Raw genomic sequence first — 18368 nt, 5'->3', positions numbered from 1 at the left:
GGCTCGTCCTCGATCAACCTACGCGCGGGCCGCCAGCCAGCGCTCGACGGCGACCCGGCCGTCCGGGACGAACGGCCAGCGCTGCGGGTCGTCGAGCCGCGCGCGGAGCTCCGCGAGCGTCACCCAGCTGCCCCAGACCACCTCCTCGGGCTGGTGGCGCAGCGGGCCGTCCCAGCGCACCTCGTAGGTGAACAGGTGGCAGCGCAGCGTCCCGTCGTCGTAGGGGACCCGCTCGCGCGCCCGCAGCGGCACCCCGCGCACGCCGAGCTCCTCGTCCAGCTCGCGCGCCGCCCCGGCGTCGGGGGCCTCGCCCGGCCCGAGCACGCCACCCGCCCAGCAGTCGTACCGCCCCGGGAAGATGAGCTTGTCCGGGGCTCGCCGGTGCAGGTAGACCCGCGCGCCGTCGCCGCTGCGGACCAGCACCGCCGAGCTGGCGTGCCACAGCCCGTCGCGGTAGACGACGCCGCGCGGCGCCACCCCGATCTCCTGCCCGCACGCGTCGTAGAGCGCCACCGCCTCGTCCTCTGCCCGCACCCGCACATCATGGCGCGCCCCCGGGGCTACGCTCGCCCCATGAGCGCGCACGTGGAGGCAGGCCGGTGACCGCCCGCCGGATCATGGGCACCGAGGTCGAGTACGGGATCTCCGTCCCCGGCGACCCCACCGCGAACCCCGTGATCACCTCCACGCAGGTGGTGCTGGCCTACGCGGCCGCGGCCGACATCCCGCGCTCCCGGCGCGCCCGCTGGGACTACGAGGTCGAGTCCCCGCTGCGCGACGCCCGCGGATTCGACCTGTCCGCGCCCACGATGCACAACCCCGCCGAGTCCGAGCTCGACGACCTCGGCGCTGCCAACGTCATCCTCACCAACGGGGCGCGGCTCTACGTCGACCACGCCCACCCCGAGTTCTCCACGCCCGAGGTCACCACCCCGCGCGACGTCGTGATCTGGGACAAGGCGGGGGAGCGGGTGATGGAGGAGGCCGCCATGCGCGCGGCCACCGTCCCCGGCGCCCCGCGCATCCAGCTCTACAAGAACAACGTCGACGGCAAGGGCGCGAGCTACGGCTCGCACGAGAACTACCTGATGAACCGCTCGACGACGTTCCCGTCGATCGTCGCGGGCCTCACGCCGTTCTTCGTCACCCGACAGGTCGTCTGCGGGGCCGGTCGCGTGGGGCTCGGGGCCACCGGCGACGAGGCCGGCTACCAGCTCTCGCAGCGCAGCGACTACATCGAGGTCGAGGTCGGGCTCGAGACCACGCTCAAGCGCGGGATCATCAACACCCGCGACGAGCCGCACGCCGACGCCGACAAGTACCGGCGGCTGCACGTCATCATCGGCGACGCCAACATGAGCGAGTACTCCACCCTGCTCAAGGCGGGCACCACCGCGCTCGTGCTCGACATGATCGAGGCCGGGGTCCGGTTCGACGAACTACGCCTCGCCGAGCCGGTGCGCTCGGTGCACCGGATCAGCCACGACCCGGGCCTGACCACGCTCGTCGAGCTCAGCGACGGCCGCAAGATGACCGCGCTCGACGTGCAGCGGGCCTACTTCGAGAAGGCGCAGAAGCACGTCGAGAACACCCTCGGCGGGGACGTCGACGAGGCCACCGCCGAGGTGCTCACCCTCTGGGGCGAGGTGCTCGACGACCTCGCCCGCGACCCGATGAGCACCGCGGATCGGCTCGACTGGACCGCGAAGCTGCGCCTGCTCGAGGGCTACCGGGAACGCGACGGCCTGGCCTGGAACTCGGGCCGGCTCGCCCTGGTCGACCTGCAGTACACCGACGTGCGCTCGGGCAAGGGCCTCTACAACCGGCTGGTGGGACGCGGCTCCATGAAGCGCCTGGTCGCCGAGGAGGAGGTCGTCGCCGCGATGCGGAACCCCCCGGAGGACACCCGCGCCTACTTCCGGGGCCGCTGCCTGGAGCGCTACCCGGCCGAGGTGGCCGCCGCGTCGTGGGACTCGGTGATCTTCGATCTCGGCCGCGAGTCGCTGGTCCGCATCCCCACCCTGGAGCCCCTGCGCGGCACCCGCCGGCACGTCGGGGAGCTGCTGGAGCGCTCCCGCACCGCGGAGGAGCTCGTCGAGGCGCTCACCCGCGGCTGACCCGCGGGATGGGCGGAGCGCCCGCGGATGCGGGCGTGTCGCCCATCGGCTCGGTAGTGTTCACCTACGCCGGCCGGTGCGCGGCCGGCGGCGGGCAGGCGCGAGGAGGGATCACCATGTCGCAGGAGCAGACCAAGCGCCAGGGCGGCGGCGGGGGCGACGAGGAGGACGGCGCCGACGCCGCGGGCGCAGGCCAGGAGCGGCGTGAGAAGCTCGGCGAGGACGTCGACACCATCCTCGACGAGATCGACGACGTGCTCGAGGAGAACGCCGAGGACTTCGTCCGCGCCTACGTCCAGAAGGGCGGCCAGTAGCCGCTCCCCGCACACCTGCACGGACCTGCACGACCCCGCACGGAGAGAGGCTCCGACCTGACCATGTCGTTCCCTGAGCGTCCGCCGCTCGGCGCGCCCGCAGGCCTGGGCGCCTTCCTCGCCCCCGGCGTCACGTCGTTCACCGACTTCGTCACCACCGCCGCACCGCACCTGCTGCCCGGACGAGTGCCTCCCGGCCTCCCGGTCGGCGCGGGAGCCGCCGGGGCCGTCGACATCCCGCACGGCACCACGATCGTCGCCCTGACCTTCGCCGACGGCGTGGTGATCGCCGGAGACCGGCGCGCCACCAGTGGCAACGTCATCGCGCAGCGCGACATCGAGAAGGTGTTCGTCACCGACTCGCACTCCGCGATCGGGATCGCCGGCACCGCGGGCTTCGGCCTGCAGATGGCCCGGCTGTTCACCGTCGACCTCGAGCACTACGAGAAGACCGAGGGCGTCTCGCTGTCGTTCGACGGCAAGGCCAACAAGCTCGCCGGGATGGTGCAGCAGAACCTCGGCGCCGCCCTGCAGGGCTTCGTCGTCGTGCCGCTGCTCGTCGGCTACGACCTCGCCGCCCCGAACGGCTCGGGTGGCCGCATCGTCACCTACGACGCCGCGGGCGGGCGCTACGACGAGCTGCTCGGCTACCACGCCATCGGTTCCGGGTCGGTGTTCGCGAAGTCGGCGCTGAAGAAGCGCCACAACCCCGGTGCCGACATGCCGGGCGCCGTGCGCGCCGCGGTCGAGGCGCTCTACGACGCCGCCGACGACGACACCGCCACCGGCGGCCCCGACCTCACCCGCCGGATCTTCCCCGTGGTCGTCAGCATCACCGGCCCGGACGGCGCGGTGCGCCGCCCCGAGGACGAGATCGAGTCGATCGTGCGTGACGTCGTGACCGGCCGCACCGAGAACCCGGGGGGCTGACCCATGACCATGCCGTTCTACTCCTCGGTCGACCAGCTGCTGCGCGACCGGTCCGAGCTCGCCCGCAAGGGCATCTCCCGGGGCCGCAGCGTCGTCGTGCTCACCTACACCGGCGGCGTGCTCTTCGTGGCGGAGAACCGCTCCACCGCGCTGCACAAGGTCTCGGAGATCTACGACCGCATCGGTTTCGCCGCCGTGGGCCGCTACAACGAGTTCGACAACCTGCGCACCGCCGGCATCCGCAGTGCCGACCTGCGCGGTTACTCCTACGACCGGCGCGACGTCACCGGCCGCTGGCTGGCCAACGCCTACGCCCAGCTGCTGGGCACCTCGTTCGTGGAGCAGCAGAAGCCCTACGAGGTGGAGCTGTGCCTGGCCGAGGTCGGCGCCGACGCCGAGAGCGACCAGCTCTACCGCATCACCTACGACGGCTCGATCACCGACGAGCCGCAGTTCGTGGTCATGGGCGGCACCACCGAGCCGATCAGCGCCAAGCTGAAGGAGACCTACCGGCCCGGGCTGGAGCTGGCCGAGGCGGTCGCCATCGCCGTGGAGGGCCTCCAGGCGGGATCGGCACCGAACGGGGGCACGCCCGAGGTACTCGGCGTCCGCGCCCTGGAGGTGGCGGTGCTGGACCGCACCCGCCCGCGCCGGACCTTCCGGCGCTTCGACGGCGACGCGCTGCGCGGCCTGCTCCCCGAGGCCAACCGCGGCGAGAGCGGCGCCACCACCGGGGTGGCGGGCGGCGACGACGCCCCGGCCGGCAGCGGCGCGGTGAACGGCACCGGCGACAACGGGTCCTGACCGGCACCCACATCGCGGCGCGGGCCACCCCGATCGCGTGCCGGACGCTCACCTGATCGTCCAGCACGTCGAGCAGGGCGCGCGCCAGGTCAGCGCGGCTGATGCTGCCGCCCGGCACGTCGGCCTCGAGCGCACTGCGGTACGCCCCTGCCGGTGCCGCCGGTCGCACCGAACACGGTGAGCCTCATGCCGCCGCCCGCGCGTCCGCGCCTCGCAGCCGCCGCACGCCGACGAACTCGATCGCGGCGTAGACCCCGACCACGACCGCCCCGGCGGCCATGAAGGCGACGCCCGCCCCGGTGAGGGGCACGAGGCCGGTGGCCGTCAGCACGAGCAGCGCAACGCCGGACAGCAGGTTCCCCGCGACGACGGCCGCGCCGTGCCGCCACGGGATCCGGGGACGGCCCGCGATGAGGCCGAGCGCCGCCGCCCCGCCGAGCATCGCGACCCCGAACGGCACCGACCAGGACGTCGGGAGGCCGAGCGGGCCGCTCAGGGGCTCGGCACCGGCGAGCATGACGACTCCGAAGGCGCCCGTGCTCCATGCGTCGATCCGCAGGATCCGGCGCAGCAGGCGGTCGTCGCCACCCGTCGGGAACTGCGGTCGTGTGGTCGGTACAGCGGTGCTCACGGGGCCTCCTCGATCGGTACGTCAGCGGTGACGGTGCACCGCCGAGGTACCGGGATCAATGACCTGTGAGGTCATGGCTGCGCTGATCCCCGGCTCGATAGGTTGACGGACGTGGACCTCCAGCCCCCGCGGATCGGTGCCCTCCTGCGGCAGTGGCGGCAGCGACGCAGGCTCAGCCAGCTCGATCTCGCGCTCGCCGCGGAGACGTCGGCACGGCACCTGTCCTGCGTGGAGACCGGACGGGCGCGCCCGAGCCGGGAGATGGTGCTGCGGCTGTCCACCGCCCTGGACGTCCCGCTCCGCGAGCGCAACGCCCTGCTGCTGGCCGCCGGCTATGCGCCGGCGTACCGGGAGAGCAGCCTCGACGACGAGGACATGGCCGCGGTCCGGTCCGCGGTCGAGGTCATGCTGACCGCGCACGAGCCGTACCCGGCGGTGCTGGTCGACCGGTGCTGGAACGTGCTGGGCGCGAACCGCGGGATGGCCGTGCTCATGGACGGTGTGCCGGAGCGCCTGCTGGCGCCGCGGCCGAACGTGTTCCGGCTCGCCCTGCACCCGGACGGGCTCGCGGCGCGGCTGGTCAACCTGAGCGAGGTGCGTACCTTGTTCCTCGACCGGTTACAGCGCCAGGTGAACGCGTCGGGGGATCCGGAGCTGCGCGCGCTCCTCGACGAGGTCGGCCGTTACCCGGCGCCGGCGTCCGACGGTGCGGCGGGCAGCGACCGGGAACCGCGTCGGGCCAGCCCGATCGAGGTGCCGCTGCAGATCCGCACTCCGCAGGGAGTGCTGTCGATGTTCAGCACCATGGCGACCTTCGGCGCCCCGGCCGACGTGACGCTCTCGGAGCTGGCGATCGAGCTGTTCTACCCGCTCGACGAGTTCACCTCGGCGGCGCTGCGCACCCGCCCGGACCTTGACCTGAACCCGGCTTCAGGCCCGATGCTGGCCGCATGGCAGTCGAGCTGAACCACACCATCGTCTCCACCCACGACAAGCACGCCGAGGCCCGGTTCGTCACCGACGTCCTCGGGCTGCCCGAGCCCGGGTCGTTCGGCCCGTTCGCCGTGGTCGAGCTGCAGAACGGGGTGAGCCTCGACTTCATGGACGTCGAGGGCGACATCACCCCCCAGCACTACGCCTTCCTGATCAGCGAGCAGGAGTTCGACGCGGTCTCCGAGCGGCTCGCGCGGCGAGGGCTGCCGACCTGGGCCGACCCCGGCCGCCGCACCCCGGGGTTCAACACGAACGACGGCGGCCGCGGCCTGTACTTCGACTCGCCCGAGGGGCACAACCTCGAGGTGCTGACGCGCCCGTACGGCAGCGGGGGCTGACGGGCACGGCCGGGAACCCGATCGCCGGCACCGTCAGCCCAGGAACGGCCGGTGCCGCCCGGTCCAGCGCTCCTCGTCGCGGCGGTAGACCGGGATCGGTCGTTCCGCGACCCGGAACGTGTAGCGCCCGGCCGTCTCGATCACCTCGCCGTCGGTGGCGAGCATCCCCGGCACGGCCAGCTCGACGTCCAGCACCCCGACCTCGCGCTGGTGGTAGACCCGGCTGTGCCCGAGCGCGGCGAGCACCAGCGCGAGCACCGCCCGCAGCCGGGAGAAGCGGATGTCGGCGCGCAGCCACCGCACGTCCAGCAGGCCGGAGTCGAGTGACGGGCGCCAGGCGGGCACCATCCCGCGCGGGTGGTACGGCCCGTTGCCGACGAACAGGAACCACACCGCGAGCCACCGGCCGTCGACCTTGATCTGCACCGGCTCGGACCGGCGCAGCACCACGACCAGCGCGGCGGCGAACGCGGGCCACTTGCCCCACCGCGGCTGCCACTTCTCCCGGAGCCGGACCAGCTCCGGGTAGGACCCGATGCTGGCGGTGTTGAGGAAGCAGCGGGTCCGCACGACGTCGCCCGTGTGCGGGTCGGAGCCGTGACCGGGATGCACGTCGATCAGGCCCAGGTCGACGGCGACCGCCTCGCCCGCGCCGGTGGCGTCCACGGCCTCCTGCATGTCGTACACGCCGACGTCGCGCGCGAAGTGGTTCAGCGTGCCCGTGGGCACCACCACCAGCGGCAGGTCGCGACGCCCGGCGACGGCGGCCGCGGCGGCGACCGAGCCGTCCCCGCCCGCCACGCCGACGGCGCGCACCCAGCCGTCCCGCTCGGCGACGGCGGCGTCGAGCTGCTCGTCGAGATCCCGGCCGGGCGCGGCGCGGACGACGACGGCGTCGGGGAGCGCGGCCTCCAGGTCGGTCGCCGGGTCGTAGTCCGGATCCCCGGAACGCTGGTTGGACACCAGCACGAGGCCCTTCCCCCGAGGCAGCTCCGGCACGGCGTCCAGCGGGCGGGCCCGGGCCTCGTCGGTGCGGCGCACCGGCCACCACCGGTGGGTGGCCAGCGCGATGCCGCTGCCGAGCGCCGCACCGGCCAGCACGTCGGAACCCCAGTGGACGCCGACGTGCACGCGGGAGTAGGCCACCGAGGCGGCCAGGGGCGCGAGGGCGGGGCCCAGCCGGGGGCTCTCCATCGCCACCGCCGTGGCGAACGCCGCCGCGGAGGCGGCGTGCCCCGACGGGAACGACGAGGACGTCGGCGGGTTCGGCAACGTCTGGTAGGCGGGCAGCTCGGACGCGGCCGGCCTGCGCCGTGGCAGCAGCGGCTTGAACAGGCCGTTGGCCGTGGCGCTCGCGCCCGCGATCGCCAGCACACCGCGGGCCGCGGCCTTGCGGCTCGCGCCCCGCCGGGCGGCGAGGATCGCGGCGACGGCGAACCACAGCATGCTGTGGTTCGCGGCGGTCGAGACGGTCTTCATGGCGGTGTCGAGCGGGCTCGGCGGCAGGGCCGAGATCGCCCGCGACACCGCGCGGTCGGCGTCGTTCACCTGGTCGGTTCGGCGCCGGATCCACGAGAGCACGTCGCGACCCTACGCAGGGCCGCCCGCGCCGCCCGCACGGAGCCACGGTGGCCGGCTGAGCGGCGGCTGAGGCCCCGGCGCAACGAACGGCACATTCGTCGCTACCTAGCCGACGAGAGTGCCGTTCGTCCGTGCGGGGCGGCGCGTGGCCACCGCACGAGCCGTGCCGGCGCGGATTCCGCGGCGACGCGCCGAAGCCGCGCCGTCACAGGCGTGACACGAGTGGGCTCTCTCCGCTTACGCTGGCGGGATGCAGCGGCGGATCTATGGTGTCGAGACCGAGTTCGGGGTCACGTGCACCTTCCACGGACAGCGGCGTCTCTCGCCCGACGAGGTCGCGCGCTACCTGTTCCGCCGGGTGGTGTCGTGGGGGCGCTCGTCGAACGTCTTCCTGCGCAACGGCGCCCGGCTCTACCTGGACGTCGGCAGCCACCCCGAGTACGCCACCGCCGAGTGCGACTCGCTGGCCCAGCTCGTCGCCCACGACAAGGCGGGCGAGCGGATCCTCGAGGACCTGCTCGTCGACGCCGAACGCCGGCTGGTCGACGAGGGCATCGGCGGCGACATCTACCTGTTCAAGAACAACACCGACTCCGCGGGCAACTCCTACGGCTGCCACGAGAACTACCTGGTCGCACGGGCAGGGGAGTTCTCCCGGATCGCCGACGTGCTGCTGCCGTTCCTCGTCACCCGGCAGCTGATCTGCGGCGCGGGCAAGGTGCTGCAGACCCCGCGCGGCGCCGTGTACTGCCTGTCCCAGCGCGCGGAGCACATCTGGGAGGGCGTCTCGAGCGCCACCACCCGCTCCCGGCCGATCATCAACACCCGCGACGAGCCGCACGCCGACGCCGAACGCTACCGCCGCCTGCACGTCATCGTCGGCGACTCGAACATGTCCGAGGTCACCACCCTGCTCAAGGTCGGCTCGGCCACGCTCGTGCTGGAGATGATCGAGGCGGGGGTGCAGTTCCGCGACTTCACCCTCGACAACCCGATCCGCGCCATCCGCGAGATCAGCCACGACCTCACCGGCCGCCGCACCGTCCGCCTGGCGGGCGGGCGCGAGGCGAGCGCGCTCGACATCCAGCGCGAGTACCACGCCAAGGCCGTCGAGCACGTCGCCACCCGCGGCACCACCGACCCGACGATCGCGCGCGTGCTGGACCTGTGGGGCCGCGCCCTGGACGCCGTCGAGACGCAGAACCTGTCGCTGATCGACCGCGAGATCGACTGGGCCATCAAGCACCGGCTCGTGGAGCGCTACCGGGAGCGCAACAACCTCGACCTCGCCAACCCCCGGATCGCCCAGCTCGACCTGGCCTACCACGACATCCGCCGCGGCCGGGGGCTGTTCGACCTGCTGCAGCGCAAGGGAATGGTCGACCGCGTCACCGACGACGGCGAGATCGAGGCCGCGAAGGACACGCCGCCGCAGACCACCCGGGCCAAGCTGCGCGGCGACTTCATCGCCGCCGCCCAGGCCGCGGGCCGCGACTTCACCGTCGACTGGGTGCACCTCAAGCTCAACGACCAGGCCCAGCGCACCGTGCTGTGCAAGGACCCGTTCCGGGCGGTCGACGAGCGGGTGGAGCGCTTGATCGCCTCCTTGTAGGCCACCCACGAGGGCCTTTCCGCCGGTCGCCCACGGGCCCGCCGTGGACGGTCGTACGATTCCGAGGTGTCGTCTGCCCGGGCCGAGCGGCTGGTGAACCTGGTGCTCTGCCTGCTGTCCACCAGGCAGTTCCTCACCGCCGAGCGCATCCGCCAGATCGTGCCCGGCTACGCCGACGCGCGCGGTGACGAGGCGTTCTTCCGGATGTTCGAGCGCGACAAGGCCGAGCTGCGCGAGCTCGGCGTGCCGCTGGAGACGGGCAGGCGGTCCAGCTTCGACACCGTCGACGGCTACCGCATCGCCCGCCAGGACTACGAGCTCGGCGACATCGAGCTCGAACCGGACGAGGCCGCGGCCGTCGCGCTGGCCGCCCGGCTGTGGGACTCCCCGGAGCTCGCCGCGCCCGCCCACGGCGCGCTGGTGAAGCTGCGCGCGGCCGGCGTCGAGGTCGACGAGGAGCAGGGCCGCGTCCAGCCGCGCGTGCGTGCCGCCGACCCCGCGTTCGCGCCGCTGCTCGCGGCGGTGCGCGCCGGCCGGGCCGTCACGTTCGACCACCAGCGCGGCGGCGTCGGCGGCCCCGTCCAGCGGCGCACGGTCGAGCCGTGGGGCGTGGTGTCGTGGCGCGGTCGCTGGTACCTCACCGGGTACGACCGCGACCGCGGGGCGCCGCGCTCGTTCCGCGTCTCCCGGATCATGGAGCCGATCCGTGCGATCGGGCCCGCGGGCGCCGTCCGGGTGCCGGAGGGGGCGGACCCGATGGGCATGGTCCGGCAGAGCGTGGAGCCGCCCGCGGCCACCGACACCGCCCGCGTCTGGATCGCCGACGGTCGCGCCCACGGCCTGCGCCGCCTCGGTCGTGTCGTCGGACGGCGCACCCACGCCGGGCGCGACGGCGACGAGGTCGAGATGGAGCTGCGCGCCCTGGAGACCCTCGCCCGCTGGGTCGCGGGCCACGGCCCGGACGTGGCCGTGCTCGCGCCGCAGCGCCTCGCCGCGGCCGTCCGCGCCAACTGGGCGGCCTCGGTGGCGGCCCACACCGAGCCCTTGGCACGCACATGAGCACGGGCGGGGTCACCGAGCGGCTCCCGCGGCTGCTGTCGCTGGTGCCCTACCTGCTCGCGCGCCCGGGCATCCCGGTGGCGGAGGCGGCCGCCGACTTCGGCATCTCCGAGCGGCAGCTGCGCCGCGACCTGGAGCTGCTGTGGATGTGCGGGCTGCCCGGCTACGGGCCCGGCGACCTGGTCGACCTGTCCTTCTCCGGCGACACCGTCACGGTCACCCACGACGCAGGCATGCGCCGCCCGCTGCGGCTCACCACGGCCGAGGCCACCGCGCTGCTGATGGCGCTGCGCACGCTCGCGGACGTCCCCGGCGTGGCCGACACGGCCGCGGTCCGCCGGGCCGCGGCCAAGGTCGAGCAGGCCGTCGGCGACGCGGGGTTCGCGGGCGTCGCCATGGATGCGCCCACCCGCGAGGAGGCCGACACCACGGCCGCGGTGCGGCAGGCCCTCGCGGCCGGCCGGGCGTTGCGCATCGTCTACTACACCGCCGGCCGGGACGCGGTCTCGCAGCGCACGATCGACCCGATGCGGCTGCTGATCGTCGACGGCCGCGGCTACCTGGAGGCATGGTGCCGGCGGGCCGAGGCCGTGCGGCTGTTCCGCCTGGACCGGGTCGAGGACGTCGCCGTGCTCGACGAGCCCGCCGCCCCACCGCCGGACGCGGAGCCCACCGACGTGTCCGAGGGGCTGTTCCGGCCCAGCGCCGAACACCGCTCGGCGGTGCTGCTGCTGGAGCGGGAGGCGCGCTGGGTGGCCGAGTACTACCCGGTCGACGAGGTCGTGGAGCTGGGTGACGAGCGCGTGCAGGTGCGGTTGCGCTACGCGGACCCGGCGTGGCTGGTGCGGCTCGTGCTCGGCCTCGGCGGCGGCGCCCGGCTGCAGGAGCCGCCGGAGCTGGTGGAGGCCGTCGCACGCAGGGCGCGTGAGGCGCTGGAGAGCGCCGGCGAGGAGTGAGGTCCCCTCCCCGGCGGGTCGCGCGCCTGCGAGCATGGGAGTCACACGCGCGTGCGCCGGCGGTAGGTTCCCGGGCTGCCGGGCACGGAGCAGGTGGACGCGGAGAGGGAGGTGCGCCGGGTGTTGCCAGCGCTGGTCGTAGCGGGCGTGGGCGTGGTGCTGCTCGTTGCGCTCGTCGTCATCGTGCAGCGGCCGATCGCGAGGTTCGTCCGCGCGCGGACCGCCTTGCAGGACCGGGTGGTACGAGGTGCCGCCGCACTCCGCGCGTTGCGCGATGCGCGGCGGCCGGCTGCGGCCGAGGGCGAGCGGACGCCGGCGGCGATCGGCACCCATTCCCTCCCTTCCACGACCGCGTAGACTTCGCTCGACTGCAGACGGCGGAAGGACGAGAACCATGCCGAGCCTCGGTGGCTGGGAGTTCGTGATCCTCATCGGGATCCTGGTACTCCTGTTTGGCGCCAAGCGCCTCCCTGACATGGCCCGCTCGATCGGCCAGTCCGCCCGCGTCTTCAAGGGCGAGATGAAGGGCATGAAGAGCGACGAGGCCGCGAAGTCGGACGACAAGCAGGCCGACTCCGCCGCGCCGTCGACCCCGCAGGCGCTCCCTGAGGCCAAGACCCGCTCCGAGGCCCCGGCGCAGGAGAAGGCGGCAGATCCGGCCCGCGCCTCCCAGCCGGGTTCGGGCAGCTCCGTCCAGTAGCACCTGCGGTGGCTCGATTTCCGCTCCGCCGTGCGGACAGGCGGCCCAAAAGCCCCGACGGCACGATGTCCCTCGTCGAGCACCTGTACGAGCTCCGCAACCGCCTGACGGTCGCGCTCGTCGCGATCGTGATCACCACGGTCTTCGGGTACATCTGGTTCGCCGTGGCGTTCTTCGGGATGCCCAGCCTGGGTGAGCTGCTCAAGGGCCCGTACTGCGCATTGCCCCCGGCGTCCCGTGCGGTGTTCACGGCCGACGGCAGTTGCACCCTGCTCGGCACCGGCCCGTTCGACCAGTTCGCGCTGCGCCTCAAGGTCGCCGCCACGGCGGGTGTCGTGATGGCGTGCCCCGTGTGGCTCTACCAGCTCTGGGCGTTCATCGTGCCGGGCCTCCACGCGAAGGAGAAGCGCTACGCGCTGTCGTTCGTGTCGGTGGCCTCGGTGCTGTTCGTGGCCGGCGCCGTGCTCGCGTACGCGGTGATCACCCAGGGTCTGGGCTTCCTGCTGACCATCGGTTCGGAGATCCAGACCACCGCGCTGTCGGGCGACCAGTACTTCTCGTTCGTGATCGCCCTGTTGCTGATCTTCGGTGTGAGCTTCGAGCTGCCGCTGCTCGTGGTGATGCTCAACGTCGCGGGTGTGATCAGCTACGCCCAGCTCAAGGCCTGGCGGCGCGGGCTGACCTTCGGCCTGTTCGCGTTCGCCGCGATCGCCACGCCGGGCCAGGACCCGATCTCGATGATCGCGCTGGCCGTCGCGCTGGTGGTGCTGTTCGAGCTCGCCATCCAGATCACCCGGATCAACGACCGGCGCCGCGAACGCAGGCGGGCCGCCGAGGGCTGGGACGACTGGGATCCGGACGCCCCGAGCCCGATCGACACCACCCCGAGCGCCATCGACACCTCACCGAGCGCCATCGACACCAGTCCGAGCGTTCTCGATCCCACGCCGGCCTCCGGCGAGACCCGGCGCCTGGACGACGTGACCTGACCCGCGGACCAAGATCTGAAGTATCGGTTGCCCGTGGTCGTGACTGCAGCAATGGGCAACCGATACCGCGGATCATGGCAGTGGGCGATCACCCCGCCTCGCGCCACTCCCGGATCAGCTCGCCCTTGCCCTCGAGCAGGACCGCGGCCGGCTGGACCCGCAGCTGCCACGGCTCCAGGCGCAGGGCGGCGAAGCCGGGGGTGAGCGGGCCGTCCTTCCACGGCGGGACGACCGCCGGGTCGTAGCCGACGGGCTCGGGGCCGGAGACGAAGCGCTCCCACACCGCGGTGCGCGTGGCGTCGTCGGTGTGCAGCGACGCGCGGCAGTGGGCCGACGCCGTGTCCTGGGACGGGTGCCAGTAGGTCAGCGACACGTACGGGTGCGCCGCGAGGTGGGCCCGCTTCGTGGGCGTCGGCCCGGTCGCGACCCAGCCGGTGAGCCGCTCGCCGTCCCACTCCCAGATCGGGTGCAGCACGCGCGTCCAGGGCCGGCCCTGCGGGTCGACGGTCGCGGCGGTGGCCCAGACCACGCGGTGCGCGATCTCGACGAACGGGGGAGCGGTGGCTGCCAGCGGGAGGGCCATGTCGCCGATCATGACACGACGTGTGAGCGGCCACTCCCGGTCCCCGGGCAGCCCATGTGGAAGCCTGGGGGTGTGGCCAGCAGCCAGTCTGCTCCCGCGGATGCCTACGCCGCCGCCCGGAGCCGCGCCGCACGACCCCGGCTCACCGAGTTCGTGCAGACGCTCCCGTTCGAGCTCGACGGGTTCCAGCACAGCGCCTGCTCCGCCCTCGAGGACGGGCACGGCGTGCTCGTCTGCGCCCCGACCGGCGCCGGGAAGACCGTCGTCGGCGAGTTCGCCGTGCACCTCGCGCTCGCGCAGGGGCAGAAGTGCTTCTACACGACGCCGATCAAGGCGCTGTCCAACCAGAAGTACGCCGACCTCGTCGAACGTCACGGCGCGTCCGCCGTCGGGCTGCTAACCGGGGACAGCGCGATCAACGGCGACGCCCAGGTGGTCGTGATGACCACCGAGGTGCTGCGCAACATGATCTACGCAGGCTCCCGGCAGCTGGAGCACCTCGGCTACGTCGTGATGGACGAGGTGCACTACCTCGCCGACCGGTTCCGCGGCGCGGTGTGGGAGGAGGTCATCCTCCAGCTGCCCGAGCACGTCTCGCTCGTCAGCCTGTCGGCCACCGTGAGCAACGCCGAGGAGTTCGGTGACTGGCTGGTCACCGTGCGCGGCGACACCACGGTCGTCGTCGACGAGCACCGGCCGGTGCCGCTGTGGCAGCACGTCATGCTCGGCAACCGGCTGCTCGACCTGTTCGCGGGCGAGGACGCCGAGGGCGGGCTGCAGGTCGACCCGGACCTCGTCCGCCACGCCCGCGACCTGGAACGGCAGAGCGCGATCACGCACTGGGACCGCGGAGGACGTGGTCGGGGGCGCACCGGCGGCCCGCCGCGCCGCACCGGGTTCCGCCCGCCGTCACGCACCACCGTGATCGACCGCCTCGACCGCGACGGGCTGCTCCCGGCGATCACCTTCGTGTTCAGCCGGGCCGGGTGCGACGCGGCCGTCGGGCAGTGCGTGCGCTCGGGGCTGCGGCTCACCACCGAGGACGAGGCCGCCGAGATCCGGCGCACCGTCGAGCGCCGCACCGCCGACCTCCCGCACGCCGACCTCGCCGTCCTGGGCTACTGGGAGTGGCTCGAGGCCCTCGAACGCGGTGTCGCGGCGCACCACGCCGGCATGCTGCCGGCGTTCAAGGAGACGGTCGAGGAGCTGTTCGTCCGCGGGCTCGTGCGGGCCGTGTTCGCCACCGAGACGCTCGCCCTGGGCATCAACATGCCCGCGCGCACCGTGGTGCTGGAGCGGCTGGTCAAGTTCAACGGCGAGTCGCACGCCGAGCTGACGCCCGGCGAGTACACCCAGCTGACGGGCCGCGCCGGCCGCCGGGGTATCGACGTCGAGGGCCACGCGGTCGTCGTCTGGCAGCCCGGCGTCGACCCGGAGCAGGTCGCCGGGCTGGCCTCGACCCGCACGTACCCGCTGCGCAGCTCGTTCCGGCCCGGCTACAACATGGCGGTCAACCTCGTGGGGCGCCTGGGCACCGAGGCCGCGCGCGATCTGCTGGAGCTGTCGTTCGGGCAGTTCCAGGCCGACCGTTCGGTCGTCGGGCTGGCCCGCCGGATCGAGCGCAACGTCGAGGCCCTCGACGGGTACGCGCGCTCGATGGAGTGCCACCTCGGTGACTTCGCCGAGTACGCCGCCCTGCGCCGGCGCGTCGGCGATCGGGAGAAGGCCCTGTCACGCCGTGGTGTCACCGAGCGTCGCGAGGCCGCCGCCGACTCGCTGCGGGCCCTGCGGCCCGGCGACGTCATCGCCGTGCCCTCGGGCCGGCGGGCCGGGCTCGCCGTGGTGCTCGACCCCGGCCTCGATCCCGGCGGCGAGCCGCGCCCGCTCGTGCTGAGCGAGGACCGCTGGGCGGGACGCCTCTCACCGGCCGACTTCCCGGCCCCCGTCGAGCCGCTGGGCCGCATGCGCCTGCCCAAGCGCGTGGACCACCGGGCCCCCCGCGTGCGCCGCGATCTCGCCTCGTCGCTGCGCAACACCGGCATCGTCGCCCCGCCTGCCCAGCGCCGGCGCGGACGGGGCGGCAACGTCGACGACCCCGAGCTGGCCACGCTGCGCCGTGCGCTGCGAGCGCACCCGTGCCACGGCTGCGACGACCGCGAGGCCCACGCCCGCTGGGCCGACCGGCACGCCCGCCTGGAGCGCGACACCGAGCAGCTGCGGCAGAAGGTCCGCGCCACCACGCACTCGCTCGCCCGCGCGTTCGACCGCATCCGCGCGCTGCTCGCCGAGCGCGGCTACCTCGACGGCGAGCAGGTCACCGAGCACGGCGAGCGCCTCGCCCGGCTGTGGGGCGAGTCCGACCTGCTCACCGCCGAGTGCCTGCGCCACGACGCGTGGGACGGGCTGGAGCCCGCCGAGCTGGCCGCGGTGGTGTCGGCGCTGGTCTACGAGTCGCGGCGGGACCACGGGCCGATGCCCCGGGTGCCCTCCGGCGCGGTCTCCGAGGCGCTCGCCACCACGGTGCGCCTCTGGGCCGACCTCGAGGGCGACGAACGCCGCCACCGCGTCGACCGCACCCGCGAACCGGACCTCGGGTTCGCCTGGCCGATGCACCGCTGGGCCCGGGGGGAGTCGCTCTCCGCCGTGCTCACCGCCGCCGAGCAGAACGGCGTGGAGCTCTCGGCCGGTGACTTCGTCCGCTGGTGCCGGCAGGTGCTCGACCTGCTCGACCAGGTCGCGGCGGTCGCCGGTCGCGACAGCGGCGTCGGACGCGCGGCGGCCACGGCGATCACCACGATCCGGCGTGGCGTGGTCGCCGTCGGTACCGGCTGAGGGTGCCGCGCCCCCACCGCCTCTCGGCACGGTCGGTCGGCTGTGCTTTGATCCCGTGACCGTACGTGCTGAGGGGGAAGGCCCGCGATGAGTACGCCCCAGGGACCGCAGGCGCCGCACGGCGCGCCGCAGCAGCCCGCCGAGCAGCCCGCGTGGGGCCAGCAACCACCCGGCGGGTGGGGAGGCGCGCAGGGCTGGAACGGGGAGGAGACCCGGGCCGTCCCGCAGCAGGCGTGGAACGGCACGGAGACCGGCGACCTGCCCCGCCAGGGGGCGGCGCAGCGCCCGGACGACGCGCCCGATCAGGGTGCTCCGCAGGAGTCCGAGGAGGCGCCGGAGCAGGCCGCGCCGCGGGCCGACGCCGAGCCGGAGCAGCCCGCCGCCGAGCCGGAGCCGCAGCGGCCGGAGGGCGAGGCCGCCGCCGAGCCCACGATGGCCGTTCCGCCGCACGTGCGGCAGGCACCGGACGAGGACCGCACCCGCGCCGTCCCCCGGCAGGACGAGCCGCCGCAGCAGCACACGCCGGAGCGCGACGACACGAGCGCCGTGCCCCGGCAGGACGAGCCGGGACAGTCCGGCGAGCGCGCCGCCGAGACCCCGCACCACGCCCCGCAGCAGGCCCCGCAGCAGGCCTGGGGCGCCGGCGAGCAGGGCCAGGCGGGGGCCGCCCCGTACGCGTCCTCTCAGCAGCACTACGCGGCACCGCAGCCGCAGAACCCGGCCTCGCAGAGCCAGCCCTTCCCGGCCCAACCCGGGCATGGGCAGAACGCCGCTCCCCACCAGAACGGGGTGGCCCAGAACGGGGTGGCCCAGGACGGGCCGTCGGAGAACGGGTTCTCGCAGGGCGGGCCCGCCCCGACCGGGCAGCAGCACCCGGGCCAGCCCCACGGCGCGCCCCAGCACGGCGCCGGCGGCCCGCAGGTGCAGCTGACCCAGCCCCAGCAGGCGCACAGCGCCCAGAACCAGGCCCAGAACCAGCAGCCGTACGCACCGCAGGCCCCCTACGGTCCGCCGCCGGGCTACGGCCAGCCCCCGTTCGGGCAGCCGGGTCAGCCCGGGCAGCAGCAGGCCGCCCACCCTGCACAGCCGCCGTTCGCGCAGCAGCCCGCGCCGCACGGCGCGCCGCCGTACGGGCAGGCGCCGTACGGGCAGCAGGGTCAGCAGGGGCAGCAGGACGCCACGCAGATGTTCGGCCAGCCGGCGCAGGGGCAGCAGGACGCCACGCAGCTCTTCGGCCAGCCGGCGCAGGGCCGCCCGGATCAGCAGGATGCCACCCACCAGTTCGGCCAGCCGCCGTTCGGCCAGGAGGGCCGGGGCCGGCCGGGACCGCAGCAGGACGCCACCCAGCAGTTCGGTCCGCCGCCGCAGTACGGCCAGCCGGGGCAGCAGCACCCCCAGGGGCAGCCCGCACAGGGTTACGGGCAGCCGCCCTACGGCCAGCAGCCCGCGTGGCCCGCGCAACAGGGCTGGGCCCCGCCCGGGCAGCCGCCCGGCCAGCAGTGGGGAGCACGCCCGGATGCGTCCCCGCAGCAGTGGAGCGCCGGTCCCGCCGCTCCCCACCAGCAGCCCGAGAGCGGCGGGTCCCGCCCGAAGGCGCTGTACATCGGCATCGGCGCGGCAGTGCTCGTGCTCGCGCTGGTCGGCGTGCTCGGGTTCGTCTCCCCGGGCTTCTTCACCACCCAGGTCCTCGACGCCGTGGCCGTGCAGCAGGGCGTCGAGCAGGTCCTCGCCCAGGACTACGGCCTCGAGGTGGAGGGCGTGACGTGCGCCGAGGGCGTGGTGGTCGAGACGGGTGCCACGTTCGAGTGCCAGGCCACCGTCGACGGTGAGGCCGTGACCGTGCCGATCACGATCACCAGCGACCAGGGCAACTACGAGGTCGGTCGCCCGCTCTGACCCGACCGGGAATCCGGTGCCGCCGCGCGCCGG

Annotated in this window: 18 protein-coding genes; 14 read left to right on the top strand and 4 right to left on the bottom strand. The window is 74.1% G+C overall.

The features are described from left to right. Positions 1-18 precede the first annotated feature (18 nt). A complete protein-coding gene (locus FB558_RS34045) occupies positions 19-534 on the bottom strand; it encodes an NUDIX hydrolase (RefSeq protein WP_142060823.1) in 516 nt (171 codons plus the stop codon). An 83-nt stretch (positions 535-617) separates the two neighbouring features. On the opposite strand from FB558_RS34045, the gene dop reads away from it, so the two are divergent. From dop to prcA, 4 genes are all read left to right on the top strand, one after another. Beyond that, positions 618-2117, top strand: coding sequence for a depupylase/deamidase Dop (gene dop, locus FB558_RS34040; RefSeq protein WP_142061860.1), 1500 nt, complete (start codon positions 618-620; stop codon positions 2115-2117). Positions 2118-2233: 116 nt separating this feature from the next. After that, positions 2234-2431 carry a ubiquitin-like protein Pup gene (locus tag FB558_RS34035; RefSeq protein ID WP_094928543.1) on the top strand — a complete coding sequence of 66 codons (198 nt, stop codon included), beginning with the start codon at positions 2234-2236 and terminating at the stop codon, positions 2429-2431. Between the two features lie 63 nt (positions 2432-2494). Further along, entirely contained in the window at positions 2495-3361 is an 867-nt protein-coding gene (gene prcB / locus FB558_RS34030; protein ID WP_142060821.1) for a proteasome subunit beta, read from the top strand. Between the two features lie 3 nt (positions 3362-3364). Beyond that, on the top strand, positions 3365-4165 hold the full coding sequence (gene prcA, locus FB558_RS34025) for a proteasome subunit alpha (protein ID WP_142060819.1): 801 nt from the start codon (positions 3365-3367) through the stop codon (positions 4163-4165). 184 nt (positions 4166-4349) lie between these two features. On the opposite strand, the gene FB558_RS34020 is transcribed toward prcA, so the two are convergent. After that, entirely contained in the window at positions 4350-4796 is a 447-nt protein-coding gene (locus FB558_RS34020) for a hypothetical protein (protein ID WP_142060817.1), read from the bottom strand. A gap of 111 nt (positions 4797-4907) precedes the next feature. Here FB558_RS34020 and FB558_RS34015 point away from each other — a divergent pair, with 111 nt between their 5' ends. Further along, complete coding sequence (locus FB558_RS34015) at positions 4908-5762, top strand: MmyB family transcriptional regulator (RefSeq protein WP_246106961.1); 855 nt, start codon at positions 4908-4910, stop codon at positions 5760-5762. Next, positions 5747-6127: a VOC family protein gene (locus FB558_RS34010; protein WP_142060815.1), complete on the top strand. Its 381-nt coding sequence runs from the start codon at positions 5747-5749 to the stop codon at positions 6125-6127. The genes FB558_RS34015 and FB558_RS34010 overlap by 16 nt, the downstream gene beginning before the upstream one ends. A 33-nt stretch (positions 6128-6160) precedes the next feature. Here the strand turns inward: FB558_RS34010 and FB558_RS34005 are convergent, their stop codons facing one another. Beyond that, positions 6161-7708: a bifunctional phosphatase PAP2/diacylglycerol kinase family protein gene (locus FB558_RS34005; RefSeq protein ID WP_246106960.1), complete on the bottom strand. Its 1548-nt coding sequence runs from the start codon at positions 7706-7708 to the stop codon at positions 6161-6163. Positions 7709-7958: 250 nt separating this feature from the next. Here FB558_RS34005 and pafA point away from each other — a divergent pair, with 250 nt between their 5' ends. From pafA to tatC, 6 genes are all read left to right on the top strand, one after another. Continuing rightward, positions 7959-9320, top strand: coding sequence for a Pup--protein ligase (gene pafA, locus FB558_RS34000; protein ID WP_142060813.1), 1362 nt, complete (start codon positions 7959-7961; stop codon positions 9318-9320). A 66-nt stretch (positions 9321-9386) separates the two neighbouring features. Then, positions 9387-10379 (top strand): helix-turn-helix transcriptional regulator, encoded by a 993-nt coding sequence (locus tag FB558_RS33995; RefSeq protein WP_142060811.1) that lies wholly within the window; start codon positions 9387-9389, stop codon positions 10377-10379. Continuing rightward, complete coding sequence (locus FB558_RS33990) at positions 10376-11335, top strand: helix-turn-helix transcriptional regulator (protein WP_142060809.1); 960 nt, start codon at positions 10376-10378, stop codon at positions 11333-11335. Before FB558_RS33995 ends, FB558_RS33990 begins: the two co-directional genes overlap by 4 nt. Before the next feature lie 93 nt (positions 11336-11428). Next, positions 11429-11692: a hypothetical protein gene (locus tag FB558_RS43575; RefSeq protein WP_170231683.1), complete on the top strand. Its 264-nt coding sequence runs from the start codon at positions 11429-11431 to the stop codon at positions 11690-11692. Between the two features lie 37 nt (positions 11693-11729). Next, the gene (gene tatA / locus FB558_RS33980) at positions 11730-12035 is read left to right on the top strand and encodes a Sec-independent protein translocase subunit TatA (RefSeq protein WP_142060807.1); all 306 of its coding nucleotides are present in this window, start codon (positions 11730-11732) and stop codon (positions 12033-12035) included. A 65-nt stretch (positions 12036-12100) separates the two neighbouring features. Then, complete coding sequence (gene tatC, locus FB558_RS33975; RefSeq protein WP_142060805.1) at positions 12101-13024, top strand: twin-arginine translocase subunit TatC; 924 nt, start codon at positions 12101-12103, stop codon at positions 13022-13024. An 88-nt stretch (positions 13025-13112) separates the two neighbouring features. Here the strand turns inward: tatC and FB558_RS33970 are convergent, their stop codons facing one another. Next, the gene (locus FB558_RS33970; RefSeq protein ID WP_142060803.1) at positions 13113-13607 is read right to left on the bottom strand and encodes a pyridoxamine 5'-phosphate oxidase family protein; all 495 of its coding nucleotides are present in this window, start codon (positions 13605-13607) and stop codon (positions 13113-13115) included. 72 nt (positions 13608-13679) lie between these two features. Here FB558_RS33970 and FB558_RS33965 point away from each other — a divergent pair, with 72 nt between their 5' ends. Together FB558_RS33965 and FB558_RS33960 are read left to right on the top strand one after the other, a co-directional pair. Continuing rightward, complete coding sequence (locus FB558_RS33965) at positions 13680-16439, top strand: DEAD/DEAH box helicase (protein WP_170231682.1); 2760 nt, start codon at positions 13680-13682, stop codon at positions 16437-16439. Positions 16440-16526: 87 nt separating this feature from the next. Continuing rightward, positions 16527-18335, top strand: coding sequence for a DUF4333 domain-containing protein (locus FB558_RS33960; RefSeq protein ID WP_211367040.1), 1809 nt, complete (start codon positions 16527-16529; stop codon positions 18333-18335). Positions 18336-18368: the final 33 nt, after the last annotated feature.

The sequence above is a fragment of the Pseudonocardia kunmingensis genome (assembly GCF_006716445.1).
GTDB lineage: Bacteria > Actinomycetota > Actinomycetes > Mycobacteriales > Pseudonocardiaceae > Pseudonocardia > Pseudonocardia kunmingensis.
Note: the sequence above shows the minus strand (reverse complement) of the source record. Positions and strands in the feature narration are given on the sequence as shown.

Bases quoted from the DNA above. Each gene is read 5' to 3' on its own strand.
- dop (WP_142061860.1), top strand. From the start codon at position 618: ATGGGCACCGAGGTCGAGTACGGGATCTCCGTCCCCGGCGACCCCACC.
- FB558_RS34035 (WP_094928543.1), top strand. From the start codon at position 2,234: ATGTCGCAGGAGCAGACCAAGCGCCAGGGCGGCGGCGGGGGCGACGAG.
- prcB (WP_142060821.1), top strand. From the start codon at position 2,495: ATGTCGTTCCCTGAGCGTCCGCCGCTCGGCGCGCCCGCAGGCCTGGGC.
- prcA (WP_142060819.1), top strand. From the start codon at position 3,365: ATGACCATGCCGTTCTACTCCTCGGTCGACCAGCTGCTGCGCGACCGG.
- FB558_RS34010 (WP_142060815.1), top strand. From the start codon at position 5,747: ATGGCAGTCGAGCTGAACCACACCATCGTCTCCACCCACGACAAGCAC.
- pafA (WP_142060813.1), top strand. From the start codon at position 7,959: ATGCAGCGGCGGATCTATGGTGTCGAGACCGAGTTCGGGGTCACGTGC.
- FB558_RS33990 (WP_142060809.1), top strand. From the start codon at position 10,376: ATGAGCACGGGCGGGGTCACCGAGCGGCTCCCGCGGCTGCTGTCGCTG.
- tatA (WP_142060807.1), top strand. From the start codon at position 11,730: ATGCCGAGCCTCGGTGGCTGGGAGTTCGTGATCCTCATCGGGATCCTG.
- tatC (WP_142060805.1), top strand. From the start codon at position 12,101: ATGTCCCTCGTCGAGCACCTGTACGAGCTCCGCAACCGCCTGACGGTC.
- FB558_RS33970 (WP_142060803.1), bottom strand. From the start codon at position 13,607: ATGGCCCTCCCGCTGGCAGCCACCGCTCCCCCGTTCGTCGAGATCGCG.
- FB558_RS33960 (WP_211367040.1), top strand. From the start codon at position 16,527: ATGAGTACGCCCCAGGGACCGCAGGCGCCGCACGGCGCGCCGCAGCAG.